Below are 19,083 nucleotides of genomic sequence, written 5' to 3' on the forward strand. Positions count from 1 at the left end.
CTAGGGCTGCAGTCGTTCGACGACGGCCCCGGTCACCCGAATCCGGTTGTGCAGGCGGTTCTCCCGGCCCTGCCAGAACTCGACCTCCTCGGGTGCGATGACGTAGCCGCCCCAGTGGTCCGGCACCGGAACGGGGTCGGCGTCGGCAAAGCGCTCGGTCACCTCGGCGAGTTTGCGGCGCAGATCGGCGCGGGACCCGATGGGGCGGGACTGGTCCGATGCCCACGCCCCGAGCTGCGAGCCGCGCGGCCGCTTGGCCCAGTAGGCCGCCGTCACCTCCGGCGCGACCTTGCGCACCGGCCCGCGGACGTGGACCTGGCGGCCCAGCGCGTACCACGGGAACGTGGCCGACGCGTACGGCGTCGCACCGAGCTGCCCACCCTTGGCGGAGTCGTAGTTGGTATAGAACGTGATGCCGGTCTCGTCCACGCCCTTGCACAGCACGGTGCGGGTGGCCGGCCTGCCCTCGGCGTCGACCGTGCCGACGACGATGGCGTTGGCCTCGGCGATTCCGGCGTCCTCGGCATCGGCTAACCACTTGCGCAACAGGGTGATCCATCCGTCGGCGAGCCAGTCCACGTCGAGGTCGGGACTGCCGTCCTTCTCCGGGGAGCCGTACTCGACGCGCATGCGCGCCAGGTGTTCCCGATCATCGTCGACGTCGTTCCGAACCACGTCGGGAAACGCTACGCCCACCGGGCCCGGCCCCGCCTGCCGACCGGTAGCGGTGCGAGCCGGTTCGGGTGCGAGAATCGGCCCATGACTAGCGTGTCCGCCGTTCCCGAGGGATTCGTCGAGGGCCTCGAAGGCGTGGTCGCCTTCACTACGCAGATCGCCGAACCGGACAAGGATGGCGGCGCGCTGCGCTACCGCGGCGTGGACATCGAGGATCTGGTTGCTCAGCACGTCACCTTCGGCGACGTGTGGGCGCTGCTGGTCGACGGTCGGTTCGGCCGGGGTCTAGTACCCGCGGAACCCTTTCCGCTGCCCATCCATACCGGTGACGTCCGCGTCGACGTGCAGGCCGGCCTGGCCATGCTCGCGCCCATCTGGGGTTACCAACCGTTGCTCGACATCGACGACGACACCGCGCGCGATCAGCTCGCCCGCGCCTCGGTGATGGCGCTGTCCTACGTCGCGCAGTCCGCCCGCGGCATCCACCAGCCCGCGGTCTCGCAGCGCACCATCGACGAATGTGCCACCGTCACAGAACGTTTCATGACGCGGTGGAAGGGCGAGCCCGATCCGCGGCACGTCGAGGCCATCGACGCCTACTGGGTGACCGCCGCCGAGCACGGCATGAACGCCTCGACGTTCACCGCACGGGTGATCGCCTCGACGGGTGCCGACGTCGCCGCGTCGCTGTCCGGTGCGGTCGGCGCGATGAGCGGCCCACTGCACGGCGGCGCGCCCGCCCGCGTGCTGCCGATGATCGACGAGGTCGAGAGCACCGGGGACGCCGCCGCCGTGGTCAAGGGAATCCTCGACCGCAAGGACAAACTCATGGGCTTCGGGCACCGGGTCTACCGCGCCGAGGACCCGCGGGCCCGCGTCCTGCGGGCGACCGCCCAGCGGTTGGGGGCACCGCGGTACGAGGTGGCCGCCGCCCTCGAGCAGGCCGCGCTGGCCGAATTGCGCGAACGGCGACCCGACCGCGCGATCGAGACCAACGTCGAGTTCTGGGCCGCCGTCATCCTCGACTTCGCCGGCGTCCCACCGACGATGATGCCGGCGATGTTCACCTGCGGGCGCACCGCGGGCTGGTGTGCGCACATCCTCGAGCAGAAGCGCCTCGGCAAGCTGGTCCGCCCCGCCGCCATCTACGTCGGGCCCGGGCCCCGCGGTCCGGAGTCCGTCGAGGGGTGGGACGAGCTCCGCGCATCGTGACGAGCTTCCAGACCTACGCGTCGGCGGCCGGAGCGTTCGCCGAACTGGTGCGCGCAATTCCCGAAAGCGCTTGGGAGCAGCCAGCTCTCGGGGTGTGGGACGTCCGGTCGCTCGTCGGGCACACGTCGCGGTCGCTGACGACCGTCAGCACCTACCTGCAGACCCACGCCGACCACGAGGACGTTCCCGACGCGGTCGACTACTACGTCAGGATGCGCGACTACGCCGCGGGCATGGGTGGTGACGCGGTCGCCGAGCGCGGGCGGCAGGCCGGCCGCGACCTCGGCGCCGATCCCGCAGCCGCCGTCGACGCGCTGGTGCAGCGGGTGCTCGGCGAACTCGCCGACGTCGACGATCCGCTGATCGAGGTCATCGGCGGACTGGGCATCAAGCTGAGCAGCTACCTGCCCACCAGGGTCTTCGAACTCGCGGTGCACGGCCTGGACCTCATTGCCGCCACCGGCGTCGACGTCGCCATCCCCGACGAAGTGCTCGCCGAGGCGACGGTGCTCGCCGCCCGCATCAGCGTGGCCCTCGGCACGGCCGAGACGGTCCTGATGGCGCTCACCGGTCGCACCCAGCTGCCGCCGTCCTTCTCCGTCGTCTGACCCACACGTTCAGATAGCGCCCACAGTCGCTTGGGGCCACGAATTCGACTGTCAGCGCTCGCTCGACGCAGGCCCTAGAGGCGCAGTCCCGCGAGCAGCCGCTGCCCGAGTGACGGGGCGGGCGCCGTCGCCGCGGCCGCGAGCATGTCGGGAATCGCGGTGAACTTGTCGCGCGGGCGGTCGTCCCCGCCGCGCTCGATCTCCGCCCGGTCGATGGCCCGCCACCCCGCCGCGTCGACAAGGGCGGGCTGGCGGGCCCTGACCAACTTCTCCAGTGCGCCCGGGCGGGCGACCGGATCAGCCAGCACGCCGTCGTTGTAGTCGGCGACGAGCTGGTGCACGGTCTGTGCCGCACACGACTTGTTGGTACCGATGAAACCGGTGGGACCGCGCTTGATCCAGCCGGCGACGTAGGTGCCCGGCGTGTCGACGACCCGTCCGTTCTCGTTGGGCACGACGGCCCTCTCCTCGTCGAACGGCAGATCGCGAATGGGCTTGCCGCGGTAGCCGATCGACGTGAGCACCATCCCCGCATCGATCTGCACGACCTCGTCGGTCCCGGTGACGGTGAACTCGACGCCGGAAACGCGATCGGTGCCCAGCAGGCGGTGCGGAGTCAGTCGGTAGGCGAGCCGGATCCGGGGCGCCGTGGCGGGCGCGGCCGCATCACCCAGCGTGGCGAGCACCTCGAGTTTGTTGCGGGTCAACGGATCCGACTCTCGTTCGAGGTCGTGCAGCACCAGCTCGCGGTCCACGGCGGACAGCACCACCTCGTGGGTCGCCGTCAGCCCGATCAGCTCGGGCAGGGTGAACGCCGACGCCGCGGGTCCCCGCCGGGCGGCGACCACGACCTCCCGGACGCGGGACTCGCGCAGCGCCGCGAGCGCGTGATCGGACACGTCGGTCCGCGCCAGCACGTCGGGATCGGTGGTCAGGATCCGCGCGACGTCCAGCGCTACGTTGCCGTTGCCGACGACGACGATGCGTTCGGAGCCGAGATCGACGGCGAGATCGGTGAATTCGGGATGCCCGTTGATCCACGCCACCATCTCGGTGGCGGTACCGCTGCCCGGGAGGCCCATGCCCTCGACGTCGAGCCGCTTGTCCGTGGGCGCACCAACGGCATACAGCACGGCGTGGTGATGCCGCGCCAGCTCGGCGTGCGAGAGGTGCTTGCCCACTTCGACGTTGAGGAAGAACGTGAAACCCCGTTGCCGCGACACCCGGTCGAACAGCGTCGTCACGCGCTTGGTCGTCTGGTGATCGGGAGCGACCCCCGCGCGCACCAAACCGTATGGCGTGGGCAGTCTTTCGAAGACGTTGACCCGCACGCCCCGCTGCGTCAACAGCTCGTCGGCCGCGTACATCGCCGCGGGCCCCGACCCGACGATCGCCACGGTGAGCGGACCACCGGGCCGCGGGTTCACCTTCGGCGCCTCCAGGACGGGGGCCAGCTTCGAGGTCGGCGGCAGCTTGCCCTCGCGCTTGGGATAGAACGACGCGTTCAGCTCGACGAACGGCAACTGCTTGGGCTCCAGTCGCGTATCGGGAGCGATCGCCCCGACCGGACACGCCGACACGCACGCGCCGCAATCCACGCACGCTACCGGATCGATGTGCAGCATTTCCGCCGTCGCGAAGCCCGGCTCATCCGGTGAGGGATGGATGCAGTTGACCGGGCACGCGTAGACACAGGACCCGTCGCTGCAACACGACTGGGTGATCACATGGGGCATCGGGTCTTACGCGACCGTGACCAGATGCTGCCGCTGCGGCTCGCTGCGGTAGCGGCTGGGTTCGCCGTCGATGCGGCAGATCCGCCAGATCAGCTTCGCGATCGGGTTCATCAAACCGGTGTCCTTGCACAGCATTCGGACGTCTCCGAACATGTCACGCAGCATCTGGCGCGACTGCGGAGACTTGAAGAAGATCTCCTTGCGCACCGAGCGTGGGATGTCGAATTCCTTCCAGAACGCCCGCGGCGGCACGATGATCGCCGAGCACAGCACGCGCATCACCACCGGCACGTAGAGCGACAGCCAGAATCGCTTGCGGCGGGGCAGGTTCGGCACGCGCTTGCGTAGGTATTCGTGCGCGAACGAGATGTGCCTGGCCTCCTCGGCGACGTGAATCGCCATGACCCGCTCCATGATTGGGTGCAGGGTCTTGCCCTCGCGCAGCACGTTCTTCTGGGTGTGGTCGATCGGCTCCTCGCCGGCGAGGATGCCGAACCAGAACGGAATCGGCAGCGGTCCGGCGACCAGCGGGATGAACGGCTGGACCCACTTCAGCAGTCGCGGCATGCCCGGCACGTCGGCGCCGATGTGGTTGACCATCTCCTGGAACATCAGGGTGTGGTTGCACTCCTCGACGGCCTCGTGCAGGCAGTACCGGTACTCCGGTGAGCCGTTGGGCGTCCAAAACGCGTACTCCATCAGCCCGCGGATCAGGATGGACTCGAAGTGCAGACCGACCTTCGCGACGTTTGCCTGACGCCACATGCCGATCTCGATCTGCCGTTCCTTCGACTGCGACTGGTACCAGGGGTGCTGGCCGATCGGGTCGGTCGCCGGCAGGATCCACCGCTCGTCGTTCGGCACGACGGCGAACTCCGGCGAGTTCCAGTCGATGTCGGTGTACGGGTTGAAGTTGCGCCGCACCGACCCCTCGGACAGCGTGGTCAGCGTGTTCACGTAGGTGGTGTCGTCGAGGACGTCCATGTTCTTCCGCCAGCGGCGGATGATGCGCGTCCGTGGTGCCTTGACAGCCATGTGATGCCTCCCGTGGGGTTTACATTCCTGGGCTTGCTGTCCACTACGGTACCGGAGGTCCCACGAATTGAACAGGACTTCTTCCTGGATGTGGGCTGACCGGGTTGCCTACGTCACATGTGACTCAGCTCACGTGAAGGGTCTGCGCGGGCGGCTTCCTGGCTGCTCGAATGAGGGCCTGAGGCGAGCGGAGCGACGGGGATTAGGGTAAGTAACCATGTCCGACCTCGTGATTCCCGCCGAACTCAAGCCCGCCGACGGACGCTTCGGATCCGGCCCGTCGAAGGTACGCCCCGAGCAATTGCAGGCTCTGGCCGACGGGGGGCATCTGTTCGGCACCTCGCACCGCCAGGCGCCGGTGAAGAATCTGGTCGGTCGCGTCCGCGATGGCGTGCGGCAGCTGTTCTCGGTGCCCGACGGCTACGAGGTCATCCTCGGCAATGGTGGCTCGACGGCGTTCTGGGACGCGGCGGCGTTCGGCCTGATCGATCAGCGCTCGCTGCACCTGACCTTCGGCGAATTCAGCGCGAAGTTCGCCTCGGCCGTCGCCGCGAACCCGTTCGTCGGGGACCCCATCATCGTCAATGCCGACCCCGGCAGCGCCCCGCAACCGCAGTCCGATCCCTCGGTGGACGTGGTGGCGTGGGCGCACAACGAGACGTCGACCGGCGTCGCCGTCCCCGTCGAGCGACCGGCGGGCGATGCGCTGGTGGTCATCGACGCCACGTCGGCGGCGGGCGGGCTGCCCGTCGACATCGCCGACACCGACGCCTACTACTTCGCGCCGCAGAAGAACTTCGCCTCCGACGGCGGGCTCTGGCTGGCGATCATGAGCCCGGCCGCGCTGGCCAGGGTCGAGCAGATCGCGACGGCGGGCCGCTGGGTGCCCGACTTCCTGTCGCTGCCCATCGCCATCGACAACAGCCTGAAGAACCAGACGTACAACACCCCGGCGATCGGCACGCTGGTCCTCATGGCCGCTCAGCTGGACTGGCTCAACGGCAACGGCGGCCTCGACTGGGCGGTCAAGCGCACGGCGGACTCCTCGCAGCGGCTGTACTCCTGGGCCGAGGCCACCAGCTACACGACGCCGTTCGTCGCCGACGCGGCGTTGCGGTCGCAGGTGGTGGGCACCATCGACTTCGACGAGCAGGTCGACGCCGCGGCGGTCGCCAAGGTTCTTCGAGCGAACGGCATCGTGGACACCGAGCCCTACCGCAAGCTCGGCCGCAACCAGCTGCGCGTGGCGATGTTCCCGGCCGTGGAACCCGACGACGTCAGTGCGCTGACGGCCTGCGTGGACTGGGTCGTCGAACGCCTCTGAAGTCTGCGGGATATCGCCCGCGTGTCAGCGCGGTCACGAGGTGATGACGAAGTAGGGTGGGCCGTTGAGCCGCCCTAGGAGGTCGCACATGCGGGAGTTGAAGGTCGTCGGACTCGACGTCGACGGCACACGCATCATTTGCGAGGCGGCCGATTCAGGCGACAAGTTCATCCTCTTCCCCAGCGAACGCCTGCGCGCCGCGCTCAGCGGTGAACGCGCCCCAGCCGCCCCCATTCCCGTCGATGTCGAGGTCCCGAACGTGCTGACGCCCAAGGAGATTCAATCCCGGATCCGCGCGGGCGCATCCGTCGAACAGGTGGCGAGCGCGGCGGGCGTCGACGCGGCCCGCGTCGAACGCTTCGCTCATCCCGTGCTGCTGGAGCGCTCGCGGGCGGCTGAACTCGCCACGGCGGCGCACCCCATGCTGGCCGACGGACCCGCGGTCTTCACGCTGCTCGAGACGGTGACGACGGCGCTGGTGGCACGCGGTCTCGACCCCGACGCGACGGCGTGGGACGCCTGGCGCAACGAGGACGGTCGCTGGACCGTGCAGCTGGCGTGGAAGGCCGGCCGCTCGGACAACGTCGCCCACTTCCGCTTCACCCCGGGTGCGCACGGTGGCACCGCGACGGCATTCGACGACGCGGCGGCCGAGCTGATCGATCCCAACTTCGACCGCCCGCCACTGCGCTCGGTTGCTCCCGTGCCGACATTGGACCTGGCGATTCCCGAACCGCCGGTGGCGGCTCCCGAACCCGAGCCGACCCCGGAACCAGCGCCCAAGCCCCGCTCGCGGAAGAAGCGGGCCGAGGTGCCCGGTTGGGAAGACGTCCTGCTCGGAGTGCGCTCAGCCACCCAGCCCTAGGGCGCTACCCCAGGCGTGTGGACGTGCCGGCCGATCTCGAATCGGTTATCGCGCAAGGCTTTCCAGAACCATCCCCACCAGCGCCAGCCAGCCGATCACCACTCCGACGCCGGCGCCGAGGACGAACCACCGCCACACCGGCCGAGTGCGCCAACTCCACACCGTCGGAGCCAGCCCGCCGACCGCCACCAGGTTCAGCCCGACGGCGAGCAACGGGTTCACGCGGGTCAACCCCAAGCTGAGCACCACGATCGCGCCGGCCGTCACCGCCGCGACGAACGCCGCGACCGTCAGCCCCGTCCCCCAGGGCGTCTCTCCTCGCGGCCGCAGGACGTCGTCTGCACCTCGCGTCCGCAGGGGCTCCTCGTCGCTCACGTCGCCACCCTAACCCGCTCATAGAACGCCATCGCCGCGGCGGTGGCGACGTTCAGCGAATCCGTACCGCGCGACATCGGGATCCTCACCCGCGCGTCGCTGGCCCGCATCGTCCGCTCCGTCAGACCCGGCCCCTCGGCACCGACCAGGATGGCCACCCGCTCGTCGACGAGGGCTTTCATCGCCGCGGCGAGCGTCTGCGCCGCCGGGTTCGGCGTCATCGCCAGGACTCGAAAACCGTTGTCCCGCAACACGTCGAGATCTACCGGCCAGTCTGCCGACCAGGCGTAGGGCACCAGCAATGCGTGCCCCATCGACACCCGCACGGCGCGCCGATAGAGCGGATCGGCGCAGCCGACCCCGAACACCACGCCGTCGACACCCAGGCCCGCTGCATTGCGGAACACCGAGCCGAGGTTCTCGTGATCGTTCACGCCTTCGAGCACCGCAACCGTGCGTGCACCGTCGAGGACCTGCGGCAGCGACAGCTCCGGCGGCCGGGGCGCCGCTGCCAGCACTCCGCGGTTGAGGTGAAAGCCGATCACGTCCGCCATCACCTCCGCACTCGCCCGATAGAAGGGCGCGTCGGACCCGTCGAGATCGGCGCCCAGCTCGCCGAGCCGGCGATCCGTGCCGAGGAACGCCCTCGGCTCGAACCGCGACGCCAGCATCCGCTGCACCACCAGCACGCCCTCGGCGATGACCAGACCCTTGCCGCTGGGCAGATCCGGCCTGCGGTCGATGCTGTTGAGATCGCGAAAGTCGTCGAGCCGAGGGTCACCGGGATCGTCGACGTCGATGACCTGGCTCAGCTCACGTTCCTTCGTCCACGATGGCGAACATCAGGTCGGCGGCCGCGAGCAGTGTCTTGCGTTCGGCCGGGGCGAGTTGGGCCAGCCGCTGCTGCAACCATTCCTGGCTGGCGCGGCGCTCGACCTCCATCAACTCGTGCCCCTGGGGTGACACCGACACCAGCACCTGACGTCCGTCGTCGGGATGCGCACAGCGGTCGACGAAGCCCAACTCCGCGAGGGAAGCGATGACCCGGGTCATCGACGGCGGCCGCACGCGTTCGCGGATTGCCAACGCGCCCGGCGTCATCGGGCCGTCCTTGTCCAACGTCGAGAGTGCCGACAGCTGAGACAACGACACCGGCGAGTCCGGCCGCCGGAACCGCAGCTGCCGCGCCAACCGCAACACGGCCAGGGAAAGATCGCTCGCCAGCCGCGCCTCCGGGTCCGTCACGACGCAAACAGTACCGACACCGGGAAGCGAATCCACTAGGTTGGTCGGCAATGGACCCGACGACACCGACACCGTCTGCCGATCCACCGGTCGCCCCGCCGCTGCCGGAAGTCCTCCTGCGGCCGTGGCCCGTCATCTACGTCATCGCGTCGGGTTGGCTCGTCGCCGCGGTGTTGGCCTTCGCGGTGCCGGCGCTGCACGATTGGCGACCGGTGTCGGTGGCCGGACTCGGCGTCGGAGTGGTCGGCACGTCGATCTTCCTGTGGCAGCGCAGTGCCGTCCGCCGGGGTGCGCGAGGAGCGCAACGGGGGCTGCAGTGACGGCTCGCGACCGCATGGGGGCCGCGCGAGCCTAGGTCTCGACGACGGGTTCCGGGTCGGCCTCGGCGGCGGGTTCGACGGCCTCGGCCGTGGGCTCTGGGTCGGCCTCGGCGGCGGGCTCCGGGTCGGCCTCGGCCGCAGGTTCAGCAGTCTCAGCGGCAGGTTCAGCAGTCTCAGCCGCAGGTTCAGCAGTCTCAGCCGCAGGTTCAGCAGTCTCAGCCGCAGGTTCAGCAGTCTCGGCGGCAGGCTCAGCAGCTTCGGCCCCAGGCTCCTCAGCCTCGGCCGCAGGTTCAGCAGGCTCGCCCGCAGCCTCCACCGCCTCACCCTCGGGCTCCCGGGGCATCTCGGTCAGGTCGAGGACGCCGTCGTCGAACGGATCGAACTGCGGGGATCCGATGGTGGCGGGCTGCGGGGTGTCCGAGTGCGCGCCGCAGCCGTACTCTCCGGCGACGACGTGCCCGTCGGCGGACATCTCGTTGGCGCAGACGCCGAACAGCGTGCCCAGCGAACCGGCCAACTCCAGGTAGTAGGCGCAATCGCGGCACACCTTGCGGGTGGCCCTCGCCATCGCCGCGCCGGGCCCGTAGTCGCCGTCGTACCACCGTTCGGCCGCTTCGATGCGACCCCACTGGCTCAGCACCTGCCGTTTGCCGAACCCCACCTCGGCGGCGAGTTCGTCCAGATCGTCGTCACCGGTGGACAGGTATCCCGGCACCAGCCGCGGGTCGTCGGCCGGGGTGGCGAGCAGGTCACCCGGGCTCAGATCGCCGGGCTGCACGCGGTCCTGCCACGGAACCCATTGCGGCGCAAGGAGTGCGGTGGGCCCTGGCACCAGGACTACCTCGCTGATCGTGGCGTGGTCGGCGCCGGGGTGCGCGGCCACGACGACCGCCCACTGCCACCCCTGATAGCCGGGGATGGTGGCCAGGAACCGATGCGTCACGGCGAACGGGTCTTCGAGCGCTCCGCCGAGGTATTCGCCGACGACGCGGTCGGCGGCGCCGCCTTCGAATTCCAGGATTGCGGTCCGCGCAGCGTCGACCGCACCCATCAGCACCGCAGTCAGTTCCTCGGAGCCCTGCTCAGTGCGCTCGATCATGCTGTCCATCACTCCCAATACTGCCTGACGCACCATTGGCAAAGCCACACCGGCTGCCCTGCGGGCGACTGTCGGTGCGATGGGGAACAATCGATGGCGTGACCGGATCGCGGGATGAGCCTCCTTATCATCCGCCGCGTCCGCCTGGCGCCCGGCGCGATGAGCATCCCGGCATGGCGAACTATCCGAGCAACCCGTCCGGGCAGTCGCGGCCCGGGAGCGCCAACCGCTGGTTGCCCCCGATCGAGGAGAGGCCCGGCGCCACCGGGCGCGGCGAATACCGGACGTCGTTCGACGGCGTCGGCCAGAAGACGCGCGCCGGCCGCGGTCGCGAAGTCGGCTCGAAGATGTACGGCCTCTTCCAGAAGGCGGCCACGGCCGACGGCGCCGACAAGTCGGGCTTGACCGCGCTGACCTATCCCGTGATGGCCAACTTCGCGGCGGACGCAGCGATGGCCGTCGCCCTGGCCAACACGCTGTTCTTCGCCGCGGCGTCCGGGGAGAGCAAGAGCAAGGTCGCGCTGTACCTCGTCATCACCATCGCACCGTTCGCCGTCATCGCCCCGCTGATCGGTCCGGCCCTCGACCGCGTGCAGCACGGCCGCCGCGTTGCGCTGGCCACCTCGTTCGCCGGCCGCACCGCGCTCGCACTCCTGCTCATCGCGAACTTCGACTCGAACACCGGCAGCTACCCGCCCTGGATCCTCTACCCGTGCGCCCTCGGAATGATGGTGCTCTCCAAGTCCTTCAGCGTGCTGCGCAGCGCCATGACCCCCCGCGTGCTGCCACCGTCGATCGACCTCGTCCGCGTGAACTCCCGCCTCACCATGTTCGGACTGCTGGGCGGCACGATCCTGGGCGGTGCCGTCGCCGCAGGCGTCGAGTACCTCTTCGGCCTGCTGCATCTGCCGGGCGCGCTCTACGTCATCGTCGCGGTGACGGTGATCGGCGCGGCGCTGTCGATGCGCATCCCGAAGTGGGTGGAGGTCACCGAGGGTGAGGTGCCCACGACGCTGACCTATCACGGGCCGACCGAGCACTTCCGCCGCCCGTCCGGTCCGTCGCTCACGCACAAGACCCGACAACCGTTGGGGCGCAACATCATTACCTCGCTGTGGGGCAACTGCACCATCAAGGTCATGGTCGGCTTCCTGTTCCTCTATCCGGCGTTCGTCGCCAAGTCGCACGACGCCAGCGGCTGGGAACAGCTGCGCATCCTCGGCCTGATCGGTGCCGCCGCCGGGGTCGGCAACTTCATCGGCAACTTCACCGCCGCCCGAATGCAGCTCGGGAACCCGTCGCGCCTCGTCGTGCGCGCCGCCACCGCCGTCACCGTGATGGCCCTGGCCACCGCCGTCTCGGGCAACCTGTACGTGGCCGCGCTGGCCACGTTGATCACCTCGGGTGCGAGCGCCGTCGCGAAGGCATCGTTGGACGCCTCGCTGCAGGACGACCTGCCCGAGGAGTCACGCGCCTCGGCATTCGGGCGCTCGGAGTCGCTGCTGCAGCTGGCCTGGGTCGCCGGGGGCGCGATGGGTGTGCTCATCTACACCGATCTGTGGGTGGGCTTCACCGGGATCACCGCGGTGCTGATCCTCGGGTTGGCCCAGACGTTGGTCAGCAATAGCGGCGACTCGCTGATCCCCGGGTTCGGCGGCAACCGGCCGGTGTTCGCGCAACAGGAGAGCCGCGGTACGGCGTCGGCGGTGCTCGAGTGAAGCGCGTGATCGGGTCGCTGCTCGCGGTGGCCGTCGTCGCCGCGCTGGCCACCGGTGCGCTGATCTGGCGACTGACCCGCGATCCCGCCCCCAAGCACCCCGAGATCAGTGCCTACTCCCACGGTCAGCTGGTGCGGGTGGGCCCCTACCGCTACTGCGACGTCTTCAAGATCACGACCTGCGACGTACCGGAGACCGTCGGGCAATTGAGCGTGACGTCGCGAGATCCCGTGCAGCTGTCGGTTCCTCCCGCCATCGCGCGGGCGCCCTGGGTGCTGATCCGTGCGTACGAGGGCAACGGCGATTCCGCCGTCGACGAGTTTCGCCCCGGCGCCAGGATCGCCGTCACGATTCCGACCGTCGATCCGCGCCGGGGGCGCCTGACGGGTATCGCCGTGCAGCTGCCCACGCTGGTGCGCGACGAGGCGGGCAATGAGTTCCCGTGGCCGCACGCCGAGTGGTCGGTGGCGACCGTCTGGTCCTAGTCGACGACCGGACCGGGTGGGGTGCCCTCACCGAACGGCCTGCCGCCCAAGCTTTCTCGGCCGTGCGGGGTGTGCCAGTTCGAGAGGTCGGGCCCCTTGGGGACGACGTGCGTCGGGTTGATGTCGGTGTGCACGAGGTAGTAGTGCTGTTTGATCTGCCCGAAGTCCACGGTGTCGCCGAACCCGGGCGTTTGGAAGAGGTCCCGTGCGTAGGCCCACAGCACGGGCATCTCGGCGAGCTTCTGCCGATTGCACTTGAAGTGACCGTGGTAGACCGGATCGAATCGCACCAGAGTGGTGAACAGACGCACGTCGGCCTCGGTGATGGTGTCACCCACCAGGAACCGCTGGGCGGCAAGCCTTTCCGACAGCCAGTCCAGCGCGGTGAAGAGTCGGTCGTAGGCCGCGTCGTAGGCCGACTGGGAGCCGGCGAACCCGCAGCGGTACACGCCGTTGTTCACCTCGGTGTAGATGCGCTTGGCGACGTCGTCGATCTCGGCCCGCAGCGGCTCGGGGTACAGCTGTGGCGCGCCGGGCCGGTGGTATTCGGCCCACTCGAGGGAGAAGTCCAGCGTCATCTGCGCGAAGTCATTGGTGACGACCGCACCCGTCGGGACGTCGACGATCGCGGGGACCGTGATGCCCTTCGGGTAGTCGGGGAATCGCGTGAAGTAGGCGTCCTGCAGCCGCGGGATCTTCAGCACGGGGTCCACGCCGCCGGGGTCCAGATCGAACGTCCAGCTGCGCTCGTCGTGGGTCGGGCCGCAATACCCAATGGAGAGAACGTCTTCGAGGCCGAGGAGCCGCCGCACGATGATCGCGCGGTTGGCCCACGGGCAGGCGCGTGCCACCACCAGTCGGTACCGACCGGGTTCCACGGGGTAGCCGTCGCGGCCATCGGCCGTGATGCGGGTCTCGATGTACTGGGTATCGCGGTTGAACTCGCCCTCGGGCGCTACGTATGCCACGGGGACGAGTCTTCCCGCGAAACCGAACTAGTACGCACCGACGGACGAACTCAGGCGTCGAGCTCCTGCGCGACCGCCTTGACGACCTCGGAGATGCGGCGAGCGGTCTTGCGGTCGGGGTAGCGGCCCTTGCGCAACTCGGGCTGCACCGAACCCTCGAGCAGCGTGATCATGTCCTCGACCATGCCGTGCAGTTCGTCGGGGGTGTGCTTGTGCTCGGGTGCGGAGGCCTCGCGGCGAGTCCGTAGGACGCTGGGCGGGGGTTCGATGACCTTGAGACTGAGCGCCTGCGGTCCGCGGCGGCCCGCGGCGATGCCGAACTCGACCTTCTGACCGGCCTTGAGCTCCTGGACTCCGGCGGGGAGCGCCGAGGACCCCACGTAGACGTCCTCACCCTCCTCCTGGGACACGAAGCCGAAGCCCTTCTCGGCGCTGTACCACTTCACCTTGCCGGTCGGCACTTGTCTCACCCGCTCGTCTCGCAATGAACGCGTCCCGCCGATGCAGGACGCGAATGGAATGATCCTACTAGGACGCATTCGGCGACCAGTACCCTGGAATGACCGCTGGAGGAGAAATGCGCCTGATCCTGAACGTCGTCTGGTTGATCTTCGGTGGCCTGTGGCTGGCGCTGGGGTACTTCCTGGCCGGCATCCTGTGCTTCGTCCTGATCGTCACGATCCCGTTCGGTTTCGCGGCGTTCCGCATCGGCGTGTATGCGCTGTGGCCGTTCGGGTACACCGTGGTCGACAAGCCGGGCGCTCGCCCCGGCGCATTGGTGGGAAACGTGATCTGGGTGGTGTTGTTCGGCATCTGGCTGGCGATCGGCCACGTGTTGAGCGCGATCGCGATGGCCGTCACGATCATCGGCATCCCCCTGGCGCTGGCGAACCTGAAGCTCATTCCGGTGTCGCTGTTCCCCATGGGCAAGGAGATCGTGCCGACCACCCAGGGCGCCCTCGCGTGACGCTGACGTCCCTCGGCGTCCCCTCGATCCGGACGCCGACACCCGATCCCGCCGACGCTCCCACCGCCGGGCCACTGCTGGACACCTTTGGCCGGGCCGCCACCGACCTGCGGGTCTCGCTGACCGATCGCTGCAATCTGCGTTGCACGTACTGCATGCCCGCCGAGGGGCTGGACTGGCTGCCCGCCGACGACCTGCTGCGACCCGACGAACTCGCCAGGCTGATCACGATCGCGGTGACCCGGCTGGGCATCACGAACGTCCGCTTCACCGGCGGCGAGCCCCTGGTGTCGAGGACGTTGGAGGGCGCCATCGCGGTGGCCACCGCGCTGCGTCCGCGGCCGGAGACCTCGATCACCACCAACGGCATCGGACTCGCCCGCCGCGCCGCGGGCCTGAAGGCCGCGGGCCTGGACCGGGTCAACGTCTCGCTGGACACCGTGGACGCCGACCGCTTCGCCCGCATCACCCGTCGCCACCGCCTGGGCGACGTCCTGGAGGGGCTGGCCGCCGCGCACGCCGTCGGCCTGACCCCGGTCAAGGTGAATGCCGTCCTGGACCCGGAGAGCGGTCTCGACGACGCCGTGTCGCTGCTGCGCTTCTGCCTGGACCACGGCTATCAGCTGCGCATCATCGAGCAGATGCCGCTGGACGCCGGCCACCGGTGGCGTCGCGACCAGACGCTCGACGCGGACCGCATCCTCGACGCCCTGCGCCGCCACTTCGACCTGCAGCCCGACACCGCGGAACGAGGGTCGGCACCCGCGCAGCTGTGGCGGGTCGACGGCGGACCCGGCGTCGTGGGCGTCATCGCCTCGGTGTCCCATGCGTTCTGCGGTGCCTGCGACCGCACGCGGCTCACCGCCGACGGCCAGGTGCGCAGCTGCCTGTTCTCCCGTGAGGAGACCGATCTGCGGCTGCTGATGCGCCGTGGGGCCGACGACGACGCCGTCGAGGCCGCGTGGCGCGCCGCGATGTGGGCCAAGCCCGCCGGGCACGGCATCAACGATCCGGGTTTCGTGCAGCCGGTACGGCCCATGAGCGCCATCGGCGGCTGACGGTGACGAACGAGGTCACCGTGCGGTACTTCGCCGCGGCACGGGCGGCGGCAGGCCTGGAGTCCGAGACGGTGCACGTGCAGCCGGACACGACGATCGGCGATCTCGTGACCACGCTCGGCGCGCGGGGCCCGCGGCTGGCCGTCGTCCTCGCTCGGTGTTCGTTCCTCTGCGACGGCGTCGCCGTCCGGGACCTTCGAACGGCGCTGGGAACGCGCGCGACCGTCGATGTGTTACCGCCATTCGCGGGCGGATAGCAGTGATATGCGTCACATCACGGAATGATCACGGATTGTCACACGCGCAGTTCACCGCCAGGATTTGCTGCGTAAACGTCACGCCGTGCTGCTCTTTTAAGATCCTCACAAGATTTGCTGGGCAGCGAAACGCCGTCGCCTACGCGAGGTGACGTAGAGGGATGTACCCGTTACGGTCTGATCCCAAGCCGCTCGACCCTAATCAGTGGCCCACCACACCCAGTTACGCCTAGCTCCATCCGTTGGGTGTGGACGAGACCTACCTCAGGGATGGAGGCGGGGGACCCACCGGTCCACCGAAGTACGGAGACCCGGAATCGCATGCGATTCCTTGGGGTGAAGCCGAAGCCGAAAGGCCGAGGCCGGGCGACCTCTCAAGTCCGAACCCGACAGCTGACCTCGTAGGCGTGGACGAGAGGACCTTCTGTACCCATGAGTGGACGGCATCGCAAGACCACTACATCGGCCAAGAGCGTCGCGAAGATCGCCTTCACCGGCGCTGTGCTCGGTAGTGGCAGCCTCGCCCTCGCCGGACACGCCGCCGCGGCGACCGACAGCGAATGGGATCGAGTCGCCGGCTGTGAATCCGGCGGTAACTGGGCCATCAACACCGGCAACGGATACCAGGGTGGCCTGCAGTTCTCCCCCGGAACCTGGTCGTCACACGGAGGCGGAGAGTTCGCGCCCGCCGCGAATCTCGCGACCAAGGACGAGCAGATCGCCGTCGCCGAGCGCGTGCTGGCCGGCCAGGGCCGCGGCGCCTGGCCCGTCTGCGGCCACGGTCTCTCCGGTGCCACTCCCCGCAACGTCGTCAAGGACGACGTCGCGCCCCTGGACAACCCCGCCCTCGGCGGCGACGTACCGCCGCCGCCCGCGGACGCCCCTGGCGATCCCGCACCCCCGGCCGACGCGCTGGACGCTCCTCAGCCTCCGCCGCCCGCCGACGGTCCGATCGCACCGCCTCCGCCCGCCGACGCGGTCAACGTGGGCTTCGACGCCCCGCAGCCGCCTCCGCCGCCCGCGGATCCTGCCCCGCCCGCTCCCGCACCGGACGCCGCAGCACCCCTGGACGCCCCGGCCCCTCCCGCACCGGACGCGCCAGCCCCCCAGGACGCCCCGCCCGCTCCCGCGCCGGACGCCGCAGCACCGCTGGACGCCCCCGTCGCTCCCGCGCCGGACGCCCCCGCTCCCGCCGACGCCCCCGCGCCGCCGGCCCCGCCGGTCGTCGAGGCCGCCAACTGGGACGGCGCCCCGCAGGGTCCGGCCCCGGCCAACCAGCCCCAGCAGTGGGCGTTGCACGTCGCGCCGCTCCCCCTCGACACCCCGCCTCCCGCGGCTCCCATCCCCGCGCCCGACGCTGCCGCGCCGGCACCCGCCGCACCCGCACCCGACCCGATGGCGCCGCTCAACGCGATCAACGTGCCGGCACCCGCCTACGACGCTGCCAACCAGCTCATCTCGGGCGAGATCCCCACGCCGCCGCCGAACGGCATCCCGCACCTCGCGAGCCCGGACGCACTCCCGCCGGGCTCGACGATGGACCCGACGGCCGCCAGTGGTGACAGCCCGAACGTCAGCTACCTGAAGAACCTGTGGCAGGCCGTCCAGAACCACGACATCAGTGGCAAGGAAGCCCTCATGATGGGGTTGGCGCAGCGCGGTCTGGACACTCCGTACCCGACGCAGGATCCGGGTCCGAACGTGCCGGTCTCCCCGGGTGCTCCGGCCCCCGCCGACCCTGCGCTCCCCGCGCCGGCGCCCGCGTCCTAGGCCGAGCCCACCCACTCGTCGGAACCGTCGGCGAAGATCTGGTGCTTCCAGACCGGTAGCCGCGCCTTGACGAGGTCGACCAGCGAGGCGCACGTCTCGAAGGCTGCCCGGCGGTGGTCGGCGGCGACCGCCGCGACCAGTGCCGCGTCACCGATGCCCAGCGTGCCGATGCGGTGACTGACCGCGATGGACCGCACCCCGGTCGCGGTCGCTGCGATCTCGGCCGCCACCTCGGCCAGCGTCTGCGGTGCGCTCGGGTGCGCGGAGTATTCGAGTCGCGTGACGGACCGCCCGCCGTCGTGGTCGCGGACCGCGCCGACGAAGCCGACGACGGCGCCCGCGGCGCGGTGTGCCACCAGCGCTTCGTGTTCGGCCAGCGCGATCGCGTAGTCGGTGAGTTCGGCGCGGACGACGATCGCGCTCACCGCGCGTGGTCCCCGCCGCCGAGCTGGTCCAGTGCGTGGTCCAGCACGTCGGCCAGCACGCCGAGACCGTCCTTCACGCCTCCCGGGGAGCCCGGCAGGTTGACGATTAGGGTGCGGTCGCGCACGCCGCAGACCCCTCGCGACAGGACCGAGGTCGGCACGTGTGGCAGACCAGACCGCCGGATGGCGTCGGCCAACCCCGGGATCTGATAGTCCACGACGTTGGCGGTGGCTTCCGGGGTGCCGTCGGTCGGCGAGATACCGGTGCCGCCCGAGGTCAGGATGACGTCGACGTCGTCTCCGAGAGCCGCGAGCAGTGCGCGGCTGACGGCCAGGCCGTCGGACACCACGACGGGTGGGGGCACCTCGAAGTCGCGCTGCGTCAACCAGTCGACGATGACGGGGCCTGTGCGGTCCTCGTAGACGCCTGCCGCCGCCCGGGTGGACGCGACGATGACCCGTGCCGAGCGCGTCACGTCCGCTCCCAGGTGCCCGTCTTTCCGCCGTCCTTGCGGACGACGGCGATGCCGTCGATGGTCGCGGCGGGGTCGACGGCCTTGAGCATGTCGTAGAGGGTGAGGGCGGCGACGCTGACGGCGGTCAACGCCTCCATCTCGACCCCGGTGCGATCGGTGGTGCGCACCGTCGCGGTAATCCCGACGTCGGTTGCGCCGATGGCGAACTCCACGTCGACCCCCGTCAGCGCCAGTTGGTGACACAGGGGGATCAGGTCGCTGGTGCGCTTGGCGGCCAGGATGCCGGCGATCCGTGCCGTCGCCAGGGCGTCGCCCTTGGGCAACCCGTTGGTGGTGATGAGGTCGACGACGTCGGAACGGGTCCGGAGTACTCCGGTCGCGACGGCGGTGCGCTTGGTGGCGTCCTTCGCGGTCACGTCGACCATGTGGGCCGCGCCCGAGTCGTCCAGGTGCGACAGCCGATCG

Annotated in this window: 23 protein-coding genes and 1 riboswitch; of the genes, 11 read left to right on the forward strand and 12 right to left on the reverse strand. The window is 69.8% G+C overall.

What is annotated here, in order from left to right; genetic code table 11:
- Nucleotides 1–630 (reverse strand): pyridoxamine 5'-phosphate oxidase, encoded by a 630-nt coding sequence (gene pdxH / locus G6N60_RS22860; RefSeq protein WP_163744406.1) that lies wholly within the window; start codon nucleotides 628–630, stop codon nucleotides 1–3.
- Between the two features lie 129 nt (nucleotides 631–759).
- Here pdxH and G6N60_RS22865 point away from each other — a divergent pair, with 129 nt between their 5' ends.
- Together G6N60_RS22865 and G6N60_RS22870 are read left to right on the forward strand one after the other, a co-directional pair.
- Nucleotides 760–1,887: a citrate synthase 2 gene (locus G6N60_RS22865; protein WP_163741536.1), complete on the forward strand. Its 1,128-nt coding sequence runs from the start codon at nucleotides 760–762 to the stop codon at nucleotides 1,885–1,887.
- Nucleotides 1,884–2,495 carry a maleylpyruvate isomerase N-terminal domain-containing protein gene (locus tag G6N60_RS22870; RefSeq protein ID WP_163741538.1) on the forward strand — a complete coding sequence of 204 codons (612 nt, stop codon included), beginning with the start codon at nucleotides 1,884–1,886 and terminating at the stop codon, nucleotides 2,493–2,495. The genes G6N60_RS22865 and G6N60_RS22870 overlap by 4 nt, the downstream gene beginning before the upstream one ends.
- 74 nt (nucleotides 2,496–2,569) lie before the next feature.
- Here the strand turns inward: G6N60_RS22870 and G6N60_RS22875 are convergent, their stop codons facing one another.
- Together G6N60_RS22875 and G6N60_RS22880 are read right to left on the reverse strand one after the other, a co-directional pair.
- Nucleotides 2,570–4,231, reverse strand: coding sequence for an FAD-dependent oxidoreductase (locus tag G6N60_RS22875; RefSeq protein ID WP_163741540.1), 1,662 nt, complete (start codon nucleotides 4,229–4,231; stop codon nucleotides 2,570–2,572).
- A 6-nt stretch (nucleotides 4,232–4,237) separates the two neighbouring features.
- Entirely contained in the window at nucleotides 4,238–5,266 is a 1,029-nt protein-coding gene (locus G6N60_RS22880; protein ID WP_163741542.1) for an AurF N-oxygenase family protein, read from the reverse strand.
- A gap of 217 nt (nucleotides 5,267–5,483) precedes the next feature.
- On the opposite strand from G6N60_RS22880, the gene serC reads away from it, so the two are divergent.
- Together serC and sepH are read left to right on the forward strand one after the other, a co-directional pair.
- Nucleotides 5,484–6,590 (forward strand): phosphoserine transaminase, encoded by a 1,107-nt coding sequence (gene serC / locus G6N60_RS22885; protein ID WP_163741544.1) that lies wholly within the window; start codon nucleotides 5,484–5,486, stop codon nucleotides 6,588–6,590.
- An 88-nt stretch (nucleotides 6,591–6,678) separates the two neighbouring features.
- Nucleotides 6,679–7,455 (forward strand): septation protein SepH, encoded by a 777-nt coding sequence (sepH, locus tag G6N60_RS22890; RefSeq protein WP_163741546.1) that lies wholly within the window; start codon nucleotides 6,679–6,681, stop codon nucleotides 7,453–7,455.
- A gap of 45 nt (nucleotides 7,456–7,500) precedes the next feature.
- Here the strand turns inward: sepH and G6N60_RS22895 are convergent, their stop codons facing one another.
- The 3 genes from G6N60_RS22895 to G6N60_RS22905 are packed head-to-tail and all read right to left on the reverse strand — an operon-like array spanning nucleotide 7,501 to nucleotide 9,075.
- A complete protein-coding gene (locus G6N60_RS22895; RefSeq protein WP_163744409.1) occupies nucleotides 7,501–7,785 on the reverse strand; it encodes a DUF2537 domain-containing protein in 285 nt (94 codons plus the stop codon).
- A gap of 41 nt (nucleotides 7,786–7,826) precedes the next feature.
- The gene (locus G6N60_RS22900) at nucleotides 7,827–8,642 is read right to left on the reverse strand and encodes a TrmH family RNA methyltransferase (protein ID WP_163744411.1); all 816 of its coding nucleotides are present in this window, start codon (nucleotides 8,640–8,642) and stop codon (nucleotides 7,827–7,829) included.
- A 1-nt stretch (nucleotide 8,643) separates the two neighbouring features.
- Entirely contained in the window at nucleotides 8,644–9,075 is a 432-nt protein-coding gene (locus tag G6N60_RS22905) for an Rv0880 family HTH-type transcriptional regulator (RefSeq protein ID WP_163741549.1), read from the reverse strand.
- Nucleotides 9,076–9,125: 50 nt separating this feature from the next.
- Here G6N60_RS22905 and G6N60_RS22910 point away from each other — a divergent pair, with 50 nt between their 5' ends.
- Nucleotides 9,126–9,395, forward strand: coding sequence for a DUF2530 domain-containing protein (locus G6N60_RS22910; RefSeq protein ID WP_163741551.1), 270 nt, complete (start codon nucleotides 9,126–9,128; stop codon nucleotides 9,393–9,395).
- 31 nt (nucleotides 9,396–9,426) lie between these two features.
- Here G6N60_RS22910 and G6N60_RS22915 read toward each other — a convergent pair whose 3' ends face one another.
- Complete coding sequence (locus tag G6N60_RS22915) at nucleotides 9,427–10,530, reverse strand: DUF3027 domain-containing protein (protein WP_372510978.1); 1,104 nt, start codon at nucleotides 10,528–10,530, stop codon at nucleotides 9,427–9,429.
- A gap of 137 nt (nucleotides 10,531–10,667) precedes the next feature.
- Here G6N60_RS22915 and G6N60_RS22920 point away from each other — a divergent pair, with 137 nt between their 5' ends.
- On the forward strand, nucleotides 10,668–12,212 hold the full coding sequence (locus tag G6N60_RS22920) for an MFS transporter (protein ID WP_163741555.1): 1,545 nt from the start codon (nucleotides 10,668–10,670) through the stop codon (nucleotides 12,210–12,212).
- On the forward strand, nucleotides 12,209–12,697 hold the full coding sequence (locus tag G6N60_RS22925) for a DUF2771 domain-containing protein (protein WP_163741557.1): 489 nt from the start codon (nucleotides 12,209–12,211) through the stop codon (nucleotides 12,695–12,697). Before G6N60_RS22920 ends, G6N60_RS22925 begins: the two co-directional genes overlap by 4 nt.
- Here G6N60_RS22925 and G6N60_RS22930 read toward each other — a convergent pair.
- Nucleotides 12,694–13,665 (reverse strand): glutathione S-transferase family protein, encoded by a 972-nt coding sequence (locus G6N60_RS22930; protein WP_163741559.1) that lies wholly within the window; start codon nucleotides 13,663–13,665, stop codon nucleotides 12,694–12,696. The two genes, G6N60_RS22925 and G6N60_RS22930, sit on opposite strands and share 4 nt — an antisense overlap.
- Before the next feature lie 50 nt (nucleotides 13,666–13,715).
- Nucleotides 13,716–14,126: a cold-shock protein gene (locus G6N60_RS22935; RefSeq protein WP_163744413.1), complete on the reverse strand. Its 411-nt coding sequence runs from the start codon at nucleotides 14,124–14,126 to the stop codon at nucleotides 13,716–13,718.
- 116 nt (nucleotides 14,127–14,242) lie between these two features.
- Between G6N60_RS22935 and G6N60_RS22940 the strand changes: the two genes are divergently transcribed.
- The 4 genes from G6N60_RS22940 (at nucleotide 14,243) to G6N60_RS22955 (ending at nucleotide 17,717) form a co-directional block, all read left to right on the forward strand.
- The gene (locus tag G6N60_RS22940; protein ID WP_163741561.1) at nucleotides 14,243–14,632 is read left to right on the forward strand and encodes a YccF domain-containing protein; all 390 of its coding nucleotides are present in this window, start codon (nucleotides 14,243–14,245) and stop codon (nucleotides 14,630–14,632) included.
- Nucleotides 14,629–15,690: a GTP 3',8-cyclase MoaA gene (gene moaA / locus G6N60_RS22945; RefSeq protein ID WP_163741563.1), complete on the forward strand. Its 1,062-nt coding sequence runs from the start codon at nucleotides 14,629–14,631 to the stop codon at nucleotides 15,688–15,690. Before G6N60_RS22940 ends, moaA begins: the two co-directional genes overlap by 4 nt.
- A 2-nt stretch (nucleotides 15,691–15,692) precedes the next feature.
- The gene (locus G6N60_RS22950; RefSeq protein WP_163741565.1) at nucleotides 15,693–15,947 is read left to right on the forward strand and encodes a MoaD/ThiS family protein; all 255 of its coding nucleotides are present in this window, start codon (nucleotides 15,693–15,695) and stop codon (nucleotides 15,945–15,947) included.
- Between the two features lie 246 nt (nucleotides 15,948–16,193).
- A riboswitch (cyclic di-AMP (ydaO/yuaA leader) is annotated at nucleotides 16,194–16,370 on the forward strand.
- 9 nt (nucleotides 16,371–16,379) lie between these two features.
- Complete coding sequence (locus G6N60_RS22955; RefSeq protein WP_163741567.1) at nucleotides 16,380–17,717, forward strand: transglycosylase family protein; 1,338 nt, start codon at nucleotides 16,380–16,382, stop codon at nucleotides 17,715–17,717.
- Here G6N60_RS22955 and G6N60_RS22960 read toward each other — a convergent pair.
- From G6N60_RS22960 to moaC, 3 genes are read right to left on the reverse strand one after another with little or no spacing between them, the layout of a single operon-like run.
- On the reverse strand, nucleotides 17,714–18,142 hold the full coding sequence (locus G6N60_RS22960) for a molybdenum cofactor biosynthesis protein MoaE (RefSeq protein WP_179969729.1): 429 nt from the start codon (nucleotides 18,140–18,142) through the stop codon (nucleotides 17,714–17,716). The genes G6N60_RS22955 and G6N60_RS22960 overlap by 4 nt on opposite strands.
- On the reverse strand, nucleotides 18,139–18,618 hold the full coding sequence (locus tag G6N60_RS22965; protein WP_163741569.1) for a MogA/MoaB family molybdenum cofactor biosynthesis protein: 480 nt from the start codon (nucleotides 18,616–18,618) through the stop codon (nucleotides 18,139–18,141). Before G6N60_RS22965 ends, G6N60_RS22960 begins: the two co-directional genes overlap by 4 nt.
- On the reverse strand, nucleotides 18,615–19,043 hold the full coding sequence (gene moaC / locus G6N60_RS22970) for a cyclic pyranopterin monophosphate synthase MoaC (RefSeq protein WP_163744415.1): 429 nt from the start codon (nucleotides 19,041–19,043) through the stop codon (nucleotides 18,615–18,617). The genes G6N60_RS22965 and moaC overlap by 4 nt, the downstream gene beginning before the upstream one ends.
- Between the last annotated feature and the right edge of the window lie 40 nt (nucleotides 19,044–19,083).

Source organism: Mycolicibacterium madagascariense, assembly GCF_010729665.1.
Classification (GTDB): Bacteria; Actinomycetota; Actinomycetes; order Mycobacteriales; family Mycobacteriaceae; genus Mycobacterium; species Mycobacterium madagascariense.